The 11986-nt window shown below is 44.1% G+C and carries 10 protein-coding genes and 1 tRNA gene; 3 read left to right on the forward strand and 8 right to left on the reverse strand.

Going from position 1 to position 11986, the window contains the following annotated elements:
• Positions 1-123: 123 nt before the first annotated feature.
• Positions 124-555, forward strand: a complete 432-nt coding sequence (locus GTW09_RS15605) for a hypothetical protein (RefSeq protein WP_100970849.1) — start codon at positions 124-126, stop codon at positions 553-555.
• Positions 556-673: 118 nt separating this feature from the next.
• Here GTW09_RS15605 and trxA read toward each other — a convergent pair whose 3' ends face one another.
• Entirely contained in the window at positions 674-1543 is an 870-nt protein-coding gene (gene trxA / locus GTW09_RS15610; protein WP_071978524.1) for a thioredoxin, read from the reverse strand.
• 208 nt (positions 1544-1751) lie between these two features.
• On the opposite strand from trxA, the gene GTW09_RS15615 reads away from it, so the two are divergent.
• A complete protein-coding gene (locus GTW09_RS15615) occupies positions 1752-2084 on the forward strand; it encodes an Mpo1-like protein (RefSeq protein ID WP_163112623.1) in 333 nt (110 codons plus the stop codon).
• A gap of 273 nt (positions 2085-2357) precedes the next feature.
• Positions 2358-4391: a S9 family peptidase gene (locus GTW09_RS15620; protein ID WP_239059431.1), complete on the forward strand. Its 2034-nt coding sequence runs from the start codon at positions 2358-2360 to the stop codon at positions 4389-4391.
• Positions 4392-4574: 183 nt separating this feature from the next.
• Here GTW09_RS15620 and GTW09_RS15625 read toward each other — a convergent pair whose 3' ends face one another.
• The 7 genes from GTW09_RS15625 to GTW09_RS15655 all read right to left on the reverse strand — a co-directional run bounded on the left by GTW09_RS15625 (position 4575) and on the right by GTW09_RS15655 (position 11967).
• Positions 4575-5705 (reverse strand): PQQ-dependent sugar dehydrogenase, encoded by a 1131-nt coding sequence (locus tag GTW09_RS15625; RefSeq protein WP_163112625.1) that lies wholly within the window; start codon positions 5703-5705, stop codon positions 4575-4577.
• A 276-nt stretch (positions 5706-5981) separates the two neighbouring features.
• Complete coding sequence (locus tag GTW09_RS15630; RefSeq protein ID WP_071978522.1) at positions 5982-6455, reverse strand: Dps family protein; 474 nt, start codon at positions 6453-6455, stop codon at positions 5982-5984.
• A gap of 160 nt (positions 6456-6615) precedes the next feature.
• Positions 6616-7146, reverse strand: coding sequence for a copper chaperone PCu(A)C (locus GTW09_RS15635; RefSeq protein WP_163112626.1), 531 nt, complete (start codon positions 7144-7146; stop codon positions 6616-6618).
• A gap of 67 nt (positions 7147-7213) precedes the next feature.
• Positions 7214-7289: transfer RNA gene (locus GTW09_RS15640), tRNA-Thr, on the reverse strand.
• Between the two features lie 61 nt (positions 7290-7350).
• Positions 7351-8487, reverse strand: coding sequence for a 5-(carboxyamino)imidazole ribonucleotide synthase (locus tag GTW09_RS15645; protein ID WP_163112627.1), 1137 nt, complete (start codon positions 8485-8487; stop codon positions 7351-7353).
• Positions 8484-8978: a 5-(carboxyamino)imidazole ribonucleotide mutase gene (gene purE, locus GTW09_RS15650; protein ID WP_163112628.1), complete on the reverse strand. Its 495-nt coding sequence runs from the start codon at positions 8976-8978 to the stop codon at positions 8484-8486. The genes GTW09_RS15645 and purE overlap by 4 nt, the downstream gene beginning before the upstream one ends.
• Before the next feature lie 178 nt (positions 8979-9156).
• A complete protein-coding gene (locus GTW09_RS15655) occupies positions 9157-11967 on the reverse strand; it encodes an ATP-binding protein (protein ID WP_163112629.1) in 2811 nt (936 codons plus the stop codon).
• Between the last annotated feature and the right edge of the window lie 19 nt (positions 11968-11986).

Genomic DNA, 11986 nt, shown 5'->3' on the forward strand with positions numbered 1-11986 from the left:
GTTTAATCCACAGTATAAAATTTTATACCTAATCGGATTTCCAACCGCAAAAAATGTGCTATAAAATTAAAGATAGGTATACGAAACAATACATTTTTAGCACAGAGCGGTAGTGAAGTAACAATGCAATTTCCCCCTTATGGCAATTACTCTGTCGATATCTCTGGCAACGTGTTAGAAGTATTTGCTGTGGGCGCTTGGAATTTGAAAACAACTCAGATTTTTGTAGAGGAAATGCACTCGCTTATAAAGCGTTTTGAGGGAAAACCTTGGGCCGCACTAATGGACGGTAGGCGCTGGGTGTTGGCAACACCAGATTGTCAGACATGCCTATCGGAAGCCATAAAAACTAACATTACTATGGGATTATGCCGCTCTGCCTATGTATTAGACAGCGGAATGGTGAAAAAAGCGCACCTTGAGCGCACTCATCCGTCTAAACAACGAGACCTTGAGTTTCCTACATACGAAAGACAATATTTTGAGCGGTATTTTCAGGCTCTTAATTGGCTTCACCAAGAGGGCTTTTCCCCAATAAACAGCCCTTTAAAATAGAGAAAACCACCCGCATGTTACCTGCAAATGAAAGCAAAACACGCAGCGCCGGCTAAAATTAGAACACTGCGTACAGAGCCAATCTACAGCACCAAGCTATAGCTATAGAAGACGTAGGTTAGTAAAGCAAGCTATAGACTTTACGACGATACTCAGATTTTAACGGATCGCCATCTGGAAGCGCGTTCATCATATCCATCATGAGTTGTCTTGCGTTGCCAAAACTCAACTCTTTTTTCAATACCGTGTATAGCAGCGCAAGAGCATCTTGTGATTTATTAGCCTGATGAAGCTGAACAGCTAAATCTACCTTTGCTTGTAAATCATCTGGATTAGCTTCAACCGTCGCCTGCAGCTGACGTATCTCCGGCGTATCAGCTGCCTGTTCTGCAAGCTCAACCTTTCCATTTAAGGTTTTAAAGCGAGAGTCCTGATCCACTAGTTTTATTTCGGACAGCAACTGCTTGGCAACATCGATAGAGCCGGTTTCTATAAAACAATCAATCAGCATGTACTTCGCATTCACGTTATCAGCGTTTAGATCAACAGCCTCTTTAGCCGCTGGTAATGCCGCTGCATAATCGCCTTGTTGAATAGCTTTACCTGCTGTTGCAAGAAGCTCATCTTCTGGATTAGGTAAATACTTCTGCAACATTTCACGAATTTGTGGCTCGCCCTGCACGCCAGCAAAGCCATCTACAGGTTGACCGTTTTGAACCACCATAACGGTAGGTAAGTTACGAATACCAAACTGAGCGGCAACTTCTTGCTGCGCCTCGCAGTCTACCTTTGCGAGTATCATATGCTGACTGTATTCACCAGCAAGCTTTTCTAATATGGGTAGAAGGTCCTTACACGGCTCGCACCACGGGGCCCAAAAATCGATAAGCACCAGCTTCTCTTGTGATGCCTCAACTATAATTTGCTGAAAATTTTCTACTGTAATATCAACAATAGTTGCCTGTGTGTTAGCAATTATATTTTCCATCATGCGCGCCTTTTTCTTATCAAATTCATGACGAGGAATATGGGGTAGTTATTCTCAAAATACAAGGCTGTCTGCACTTTATAGCGTTAGCACTGCTCTTGCCTCTGTGAGCATTTGTCGTGCAAACGACATTGTTCACTATGGCAACATGTTAATTTAGTGTAAATTGAGATGCCGTTTTAACTTAATCACGATAGAGCGTAACACCATGAGCAATGAAATACCCACCGAGCAGCGTTTTAAATCGTTTGATGAATTTTATCCGTTTTATCTTGCGGAACATAGAGATGCAACGTGCAGAACCCTCCACTTTATTGGTTCTTGGTTGGTGCTTGCCATTATTGCGATAGCCGTATTTAGTAATGCATTTATTTATCTTTGGTTAATTCCGCTTGTAGGCTATGGATTTGCTTGGGTAGGACATTTTTTCTTTGAGAAAAACAAACCCGCAACCTTCCAATATCCCCTTTACAGTTTTATAGGCGACTGGGTGATGTTTAAAGACATTTTAGTAGGAAAGATAAGCCTTAAAAACAGATGAGCTGCGTTGTTTATCACATCTCAATGTAACTTTGCCGCACACAGATGACACGAGTGAAAACAACAGGCTATGTTATGTGTAGAAGATAATGATACTTTGCTCAATGACGTATTTTGGCAAATTGGTGTGGTGTAACTGCCTCACTAATACGATATTTACGCCTTAAAATGCAGTAATAACAAAAAAGGATAATCTATGTCTGCTCACCCTTCTGAGGCTCGCAAACGTTCAACAGCAGCATGCGCTGTAATGACCGCCTTATGCGTTAGCATAATGCCCACATTCGCAGCCGATAACCCATCTGTTGATGGCGCCGATGCGAGTCATAACACATTAACCTACAATGACACTTTTAATTTAGAGTTTGTCTCAAACCCGCAATTTATCAACGATAATACGGTTATCTACAGCCGCCAAAGTTTAGACATTATGACTGACGGCAGGCAAGCCAGATTATGGCAAGTGGACATAAAGTCAGGAAAACATCGGCCATTTATTGCTCAAGATGAAAGCGTTTCTCAAGCAACGCTTTCCCCTAATCGCAACATTCTTGCGTACACGAAAGCTGTCGATGGCAGAACACAGCTGCATTTGTATTATCTCGATACTCAGCAGTCTGTTCGCCTTACTAATACCGACGAGGCCCCCGGGAATTTAACGTGGTCGCCTGACGGTGAAACGCTGGCCTTTAGCCTGTTTACTGAAGAGAAAAACACGCCAATATTCACCGCTATGCCATCAAAGCCTGAAGGGGCTAAGTGGGCTGAACAAGCAACGTACATTGATACTACGCAATACCGCGGCGATGGCAGAGGCTACCTGCGTGAAGGATATAATCAAATATACGTGCTGCCTGTTGAAGGTGGTACGCCACGACAATTAACTACAGGTAAATTCCCCAGTGGCGGCTCACTGTCGTTCTCAAAAGACGGCGATTGGATTTATTTCGCAACACCTAATCGAGAAGATTACGCGTTGCATCCACTTTTTAGCGACATCTATAGAGTTAAGGTAACCACAGGTGAAACTGAGCAAGTAACCAGTATGGAAGGACCTGAAGGCTCTCCTTCCTTAAGCCCAGACGGTAAGTATCTCGCCTTTAGTCATGTCAATGATCGCAAGTTGTCATATCAAAATAGCGACTTAATGATTATGGAACTTAAAAGTGGCGATATCACGCGACTGACTGAGTCTTTGGATCGCGCTGTTGGAGACTTCGAATGGCGAAAAGATAGTCGCGGCCTTATTTTTTCTTATCTCGACGAAGGCCACAACAAGTTAGCTGCGGTAAATCTTAAAGGTGATGTTAGTCCGCTAGATGTGTCTATGGGTGGTCAGTCTCTTGGCAGACCTTACACCTCAGGCGCATTTGCAGTTAGTGATGAAGGGACCATTGTTTACACAAGCGCCGCAAGGAGTATGCCTGGCGACCTTACCTTATATCGCAAACGCGGTGATGATAAGGCATTGACCAATCTTAATGAGGACGCGCTTGGTCACAAAGATCTCGCTGAAGTGATTGATTTAAGCGTGGTTTCGAGTGTTGATGAAAGAGAAATTGACGCCTGGGTTGCACTACCTCCTGGCTTTGATAAGACCAAAAAGTACCCACTAATCTTAGAGATCCACGGCGGCCCTCATGCGGCTTATGGCCCGCATTTCGCCATGGAAATTCAATTGATGGCTGCTCAGGGGTACGTGGTGGTATGGTCTAATCCACGTGGAAGTAGCTCTTATGGCGAAGACTTTGGCAATTTAATACATCACAACTACCCTTCTGAAGACTACAACGACCTTATGGATGTGGTAGATGCCGTTATTGATAAGGGTTACGTAGACACAGACAACCTATTTATTACTGGTGGTTCAGGCGGCGGTGTGCTTACCGCTTGGTCTATTGGCAAAACAGATCGTTTCGCCGCTGCAGTGGTTGCAAAGCCTGTAATTAACTGGATGAGCTTTGCTTTAACCGCCGACGCATACCCGTTCTTTAGCCAATATTGGATGGCTGATATGCCCTGGAATATTGCAGATAAATTGTGGAAGCGCAGCCCTCTTTCCTTGGTGGGCAATGTGACTACGCCTACTATGTTGTTAACCGGAGAATCGGATTATCGCACTCCCATCAGCGAGTCTGAACAATATTATCAAGCATTAAAACTTCAAGGCGTCGATGCCGCCATGGTAAGAATACCCGGCGCATCTCATGGCATAGCCAGTCGGCCGTCTAGGCTAATACAAAAAGTCGGGAATATTCTTGCGTGGTTCGAGCGCTATAAAAGCGACGCACAGCACGAGGATAAATAGTAACGCGAAACGCGAATTTAACGCTTCAAGCTTAAACCGCCGTTTCATAAAAAGACAAAAGCCGAGATAACATTGCGAGTTGTCTCGGCTTTTTTATTGCTTCAATAAGCTGGCGGAGTTAGCTACTCATTGGTTTCTTAGTTACTTAGTTACTTAGCTACTTAGTTACTTACTTAGTTAGTGTTACTTAGTTAGTTTGAGTACTTTACCGTTCGGCGCATCGGTTAAAAGGTAAATTGCACCTTTACTATCAACATCAACGTCTCTAATACGCGCGCCATTCTCGCGCAAGTATTCGTGTTGCTTAGCAGGCTTTCCGTTTTCTATTTCCACTCTGCGAAGATGGGTGAATTTAAGCGAGCCTACTAAAATGTCGCCTTGCCATTCTTTAAACATATCACCAATGTAAAAAGTCAGCCCGCTTGGTGCGATAGAAGGGTCCCAATAAAGCCAAGGTTGCTCCATGCCCTCCATATGGGTTTTATCACTGATAATTTCACCGCTGTAGTCAATGCCGTAGGTAATTTTTGGCCAACCGTAATTAGCGGCTTTCTTGATAACATTGATTTCATCGCCACCTTTCGGCCCGTGCTCCATTGCCCAAACAGCACCGGTTTGCGGATGTACCGTTACCCCTTGAACATTTCGATGGCCATAACTAAATACTTCAGGAGCGTCGCCATCGATGAAGGGATTATCTCCAGGCACGCTTCCGTCACGATTTATGCGCACAATACTCCCAAAGTGATTGTTCGTATTTTGTGCCTCTTTCATGTATTTGTAGCGATCGCCAAGAGTAATGTAAAGCGACTTATCAGCATCGAACACAAGTCGACAGCCAAAGTGAAACCCATTATCTATAACAGGTGAGGCACTAAAAATAACCTCAACGTTTTCAAGTTTATTATTAGCTAGCGTTGCTTTTGCCACACTACTGCTACTACCAGCTTGGCCATCGTCTGAGGGTTTGCTGTAGCAGAAGTACACAGTATTATTTTCGCTAAAGTCCGGATCAACAGTGATATCAAGCATTCCGCCCTGATTATTCGCAACCACCTCAGGCACATTTTCTAAACGTTCCGATAGCACGCCGTCTTTTGTCAAACGACGAATACCGCCAGCGCGTTCGGTCACTAACATGTCTCCACTTGGTAGAAAAACCATTCCCCAAGGATGCTCAAGGCCCTCCGCGAGAGTGGTTACTGTTATAGCGTCTGTTGTTGGTGAGTCGTTGTGGCTATTGGCGTTTACGCTTTGGCTTACCGCTAAACTTATACTACATAGGCTTAGTAACCCAATTGCAGACTTTCTCATGTGTACCTCAATGCTTGTTGGGGCTCGTTCACGAGCCATAAACCTAACTTCTCACGTCCACCAAGTTCGTCTCTATGGCAGGCGCTTTAAAAGTCAGGTTTTGAAAGTTTGTTGGAACAGAGTATACAAAAAAGGGTACAGCATAGCTGTACCCTTAGTTTTATTCGTCGCAGTTTATCTGGAAATACTCGCTTTTAACTAGTTTATGTATATTTCGCTACAAGCAAACCCGATATATAGTCTCATTAAAAGGCTAACAAACTTCTACTAATCGCTTTATTTTGGAAGCGTTGCGCGAAGCATCCACGCTGTTTTTTCATGCACACGCATTCGGTCACCAATGAGTGCAGCAGAAGACTCATCGTCGGCACCTTGGGCAAGCTTTAACGACTCTCGACAAGTTTTTACCACTTGCTCGTGACCGTGGGTTAGTAAACGCACCATTTCTGTAGCTTCAGGTACACCATCAACTTCCTCAATAGCGCTAAGCTCTGCAAACGCTTTATAGGTTCCTGGAGCAGCAACGCCTAATGTACGAATTCGCTCTGCAATTTCATCAACCGCTTCTGCAAGTTCGGTGTAGTGCTCTTCAAACATTAAATGCAATTCCCGAAACTGGGGTCCTTCTACGTTCCAATGAAAGTTATGCGTTTGAAGATATAGGGTATAAGAGTCGGCTAACAGCTTTTTAAGGCCGTGTGCTACTTCGCTACGATCACTTTCTGAAATTCCAATGTCTATCTTGCTCATGTTTCGCTCCTTAACACTTTTGAAAAAGTCGTTAGCTATTTCGCTGACCGTATGAGTAAAGAATACGCTAAAGCTTAGTATAAATAACGCGTATTAAGTTGATTGTGATCATCTAATTTATAGATGACCTAAAACCTTTTTCAATGATAATGTGTCATCGCTAATGGTGACCGTGATGCTGCATACCTTTATTCTCTTCTTTTACTGGTAACACCACATGCAGGTCTTTGAGAGAATCGAAGCTCAACGTAAGCTTCACTTCACTACCTGCTTGCAAACCGTTTTTAAGACCCATTAACATAATGTGATACCCACCAGGCGCGAAAGCTATATGCCCGTTTGCCGCCACACTGACTCCTTTGTCTACGTGGCGCATACGCATAACGTCGCCCTGCATCTCTGTGGTGTGAATTTGCGCCTCATCTGCTACTTCTTCATCGACACTTACGCTGACAAAGCGAACTTCATTTTCAGACATATTGTGAAGAGTAAAATACATTGCGGCAGTTTTCGCCATTGGAAATGTAGCTCGGGCATAGCCGTCTTTTAATACAATCTGAGCGTTGTCTTCAACTGTTTCATCATGGCTATTGCCACCGTGTGCAAAAGCTGTCATGGAGACGAACGACATCATGCAAATCAACAAGGTTGAGCGTTGTAGAAAACACAGCGAAAAAGAAATAGGGGACATTGAGATATTGCTCCGTTAAGGTTAACGGAACTAGTTTACGTAAGAATTACGTAATACAAAAGAAAAATGGTGCCGACTGCCGGAATCGAACTGGCGACCTACTGATTACAAGTCAGTTGCTCTACCAACTGAGCTAAGTCGGCACACTTTTTAAAACTGCTGCCTAGACAGCGGATGCGTATTCTAGCGATAAAAAGTTGACTGTCAACCTTTTAATCGCGTCGCTTCGGCAACTAATTTAGGAAAATATTCCAACGGCAGATATTGACCAAGTGCCATAAGCTTTTCACCAAGTTGCTGGTAGCTTTGTGTTGTCACATTAATGTGCCCCATCTTGCGCTTTTCTCGTACCGACTTGCCATACCAATGCAGATGACTGCCATCAATACTGAGCAATTCGCGAGAAAAGCTGCTGCATCCAATAATGTTGACCATGGCGCTAGGACCTAGTGGAGACGTGTCACCTAAAGGAAGCCCACATACTGCTCTGAGGTGGTTTTCGAACTGGCTGGTGACGGCCCCTGATTGACTCCAGTGACCTGAGTTATGAACTCGAGGAGCTAATTCGTTTACTAGCAGGGTATTGCTAACCTGAAACAACTCAACGGCTAACACGCCTACATAATCCATACCCTCTGCCAGTTTGGTAAAAATTGTATGAGCTTGCTCTTGAAGCTCAGAATCTACATTAGTAGCAGGAGCCACAGATACATGAAGTTGGCCTTGGTGGTGCAGATTCTCCGCTAGCGGATAGGTGCGAATATCTCCTTTCGCATTGCGTACCCCAATAAGCGAAAGCTCTCTGTCGAAATTCACCATTTTTTCAACCACTAAAGGCACCGCTTCTAAGTCTAAACCTTGCAGTGATTTTTTCAGGTCGGGTAACTCTGATTCATCGCTGAGGCGCCATTGACCGTAGCCATCATAGCCATCGCGACTTGCCTTTAAGATAAGCTTGTTACCTAGTGCATCCACGCAAGCATCTAGCTGGTCTAAGTGTGTAACCACTTGATGTTCACAATTAGCTACGTCCATGGACTGCAGCAACTGCTTTTCACGCACTCTGTCAGCGCCAACTAAAATGCTTTGAATGTTCGGCATCAGTTTATTTGTTTGTGCCGCTACTTCTAGTAAACGCTCGGGCACATGCTCGAACTCAACCGTTAACGCATCGGCACCCTCTATGGCTTCATCAAGAGGAATATCTAACGGGGTTTTACTTACCGGATGAACTACTGTATCGCTGTTTACGTCTACAGCCTGAACATCAATACCTAAAGGGCTACCCGCTAGGTACATCATTTGTGCTAGTTGACCTGCACCGTAAACAACTACTCTCATTCATCTAACTCCAACGTATTACTTGACGCTAGCACTGTATCGCTCTGCGCTTGTCTAAATGCAATAATAGCATCGCGAACACTCTCATCTTGAAGTGCAACAACCTGAGCCGCTAGCAGCCCCGCATTAGCAGCGCCCGCTTCACCTATAGCAAGTGTACCTACAGCCACGCCTTTAGGCATTTGAACAATAGACAATAACGAATCTAAACCGCTTAAGGCTTTAGACTTTACTGGGCATCCGAACACGGGCAGATGCGTATGTGCCGCTATCATACCGGGTAAATGAGCAGCACCACCTGCACCTGCAATAATGGCACTAAAGCCTTCGTCTGCGGCACTTTCTGCGAACTCTACTAGTAGGTTGGGTGTTCTGTGGGCCGACACAACTTTGGCGTCAAACTCAACGTTGAAAGACTTCAGCATTTTTGCGGCCTGCTGCATGGTAGGCCAGTCTGAAGTAGAACCCATTACAATCGCGACTTTCGCCATCTAGTGATCCTCGGGTTAGGTAAAAGAGACATGATTTGAAAGCCCGCGATTGTAGCGCAACTTGCAATAAATTCCCACTTCAATTCCCTGGGGCATGTTGATCTTTGCTGTACATTTTTGCGGCTCACAGACGCTGCCCGAGGTCGACGTCATAAAAGCACCGTAGCAATAGAAAAAATCAACTTTTAGCTAGTTGGTTAGCCACTGTATTGAAGAGCATTCGCTTGCGTATAGGCTTACTTAAATAGGCATCCATTCCTGCGTTGAGGCACGCCTGTCTATCTTCTTCAAACGCGTTAGCCGTTAGCGCGATAATGCGAACTTCATCCTTATTTTTGCCCTGTTTTCGAATAAGAGATGTGGCGGTTACCCCATCCATCACCGGCATTTGGCAATCCATAATAATCACATCAAATGCATATTTTTTTGCCGCTTCAAGAGCGTCCAGTCCATTTCTGGTTCTAATACAGCGAACGTTTGCACCTTTCAGCATATCCATGACTATTTCAGCATTGATATCATTGTCTTCAGCTAGCAGCACATGAATATTTTCCGGCAGCGTAGCAACCTCTGACATGGTTTTAACCGCACTACTTTCTCCCTCTTTACAAGGTATGAAGAATGTAAAAGTAGAGCCTTCACTAAGCGCACTCTTTACTTGTATTTCTCCGCCCATAAGCTCGACAAGCCCTTTGCTGATTGCCAAGCCAAGCCCGGTTCCGCCGTAATAGCGTGTTGTAGAAGCGTCGGCCTGTTCAAACTTTTCAAAAATAGTATTCAGTTTGTCTTCTGAAATGCCGATTCCCGTATCGCTTATAGCAATAATTAGGTGGTTATCACGATATTCGGCACCAATGGTAATGGTCCCCTCATCGGTAAATTTTATGGCATTGCTAAGTAAATTATTAACCACTTGGCTCACCTTGCCAGCATCGGTAATCAACGCACTTGGCACCGAAGAGTCAATATTAACATCCACTGCAATATCTTTTATATCGGCAGAATACAGATACAACTCACGGGCAGAGTGAAGTAGCTCATGTATCTGTGTGTCTCGATTATCGATCCCCATTTTTCCCGATTCTATTTTTGACCAGTCGAGGATACTGTCGAGAATAAGCAAGAGGTTAGTCGCTGAGCGAGAAATCGTTTTTGCTCTTGATGCGATATGCTCGGGCAGATTGTGTTCAAACATAAGTTCACAAGAGCCAATAATACCGTTCATTGGCGTTCGTATTTCGTGACTCATATTGGCCAGAAATTGCGTTTTCGCCGTGTTCGCCGCTTCCGCCGATTTAAGCGCGCTTTCTAAATGATGTGTTTTTTCCTCAATTCGCGCTTCAAGAGACTGATTCAGTTCGCCAAGTTCAACATTGAGTTGCTGTTCTTTTGCTCTGGTCTTGTCTAAATCGTCGAAGGCTTTTAATAACCTTTGCTCTAACTTTACAAACTCGGCATTAACCGAGGTAAGCTCTTGAATATGAAGCGCTTGATGAGGAATTTTGCTTTCCCTGTTAGTAGAGGGATCAAAATTAGCAATGTAGCGAATGAGTCGCCTTAACGGCATGCTTATCATTCTGGCAACCAAAAAGCCGGTTATTGTTCCAAGAAGAGATAGCAACAGCAGCAATAAAAGATCTTTAAGCAGATAGCTGCTCATAGAGCTAAGAAGGTACTCATGCTTGAAGTAATAATTTACGGTCCAGTTGGCCTGAGCTATATCTCCTTTATAACGCAACCAGGTTTTGCCCTCAGGCCCATCCTGAATCTCATTACCGCATTCTGGTTCGCACGGATAGGTTGGTGCCTTACTGAGCGGTCGTAAATTTAGTGTCTCTGAAGCATAGACAACCTCACCTTTTTGATCTTCTATGAGCAAAGAGAAACCGTTTAAACTGAGTTCATCGAAAATTGAAAAACTTTTCAACGAAAGTGAGCCTTCAATGATACCTATTGGCTTACCATCTTCAGATTTGATAGGCGCAGACATGGCAACAATCTGGTCGTTGCCGAAACCTCTTCCCTGGAAAACATTCGATAGATAAGGCTTCCCACTTTGCATGGCTTTGAAAAAGTAAGGTCTATAAGCAACGTTTGGTAAAACACCAGCTCTGACGTTTTCAATTAGATTAGGTGGGTAGGTATGGGTAATGTTGCCACTGTCATCGGTAACCAGAAATGTAATAAAATTTGGGTAAAGTGATGCTGCTATTGATAATTGCTTCGTCGCCCGAGCATCTAGCTGCTCGGCTCGCTTATCACCCGACAGAGTTTGTGCTGTAGATGATATAACCCGCTGATGCTGACTAATAAAGTCTGATAACTGTTGCTGTAGTACGGCAACACGTTGTGCCATATATCCTTTGATTTGTCGCTCTTGTTGCTGCTGAAACAGGCTTACCGATAGGTAAATAACGGCCGTAGAAGCCACAAAGAAACAGCCAGCAAAAAAATAGCTTAATAAAAAATTTAGCTTAACCTTTTCAGGTTCATAAGATAGCTTTCGCCGTAACCCGTGAGTGGTGAGATAAGCAAAGTGGCCTGACACAAGCCCCAAAACGCCGCTTATCCAAGTCACTAAAACACCCGATAAAAGCAAATTGAGGTTTTCAGTATCGTATAGAGCGTGTTCTAAAAATAATATTGGCACAAAAACAATGGACCAAAATCCACCGCCGATTTTAATTATCTGTCTTAGCGACTTTTGATACCCAAAGAAGCTTAAAACAATGGGTAACAGTGTAAGGCTTTCTTTTCCGACGATACTTCCGTCGCTGAACCAAATAGGCGCACTAATGACCAATGCCATGGGAATAGAAAGCAGGGGTGGGAAGCGCAGCGCTGCATAAACAGCAGCACCGCAGCCAAATACGGCAATACCTGCACTATCAAAAGGTGCAGGTATTGAATTAAGACCTGCACCTAATAAGCAAACAAGAAAAACGTTTAGCGCTAAAGACCAACTCAAATGAAAATCAGGTTTTCGCAAGAAACGTCTCCATCGTCAT

The sequence above is a fragment of the Alteromonas hispanica genome (assembly GCF_010500915.1).
GTDB lineage: Bacteria > Pseudomonadota > Gammaproteobacteria > Enterobacterales > Alteromonadaceae > Alteromonas > Alteromonas hispanica.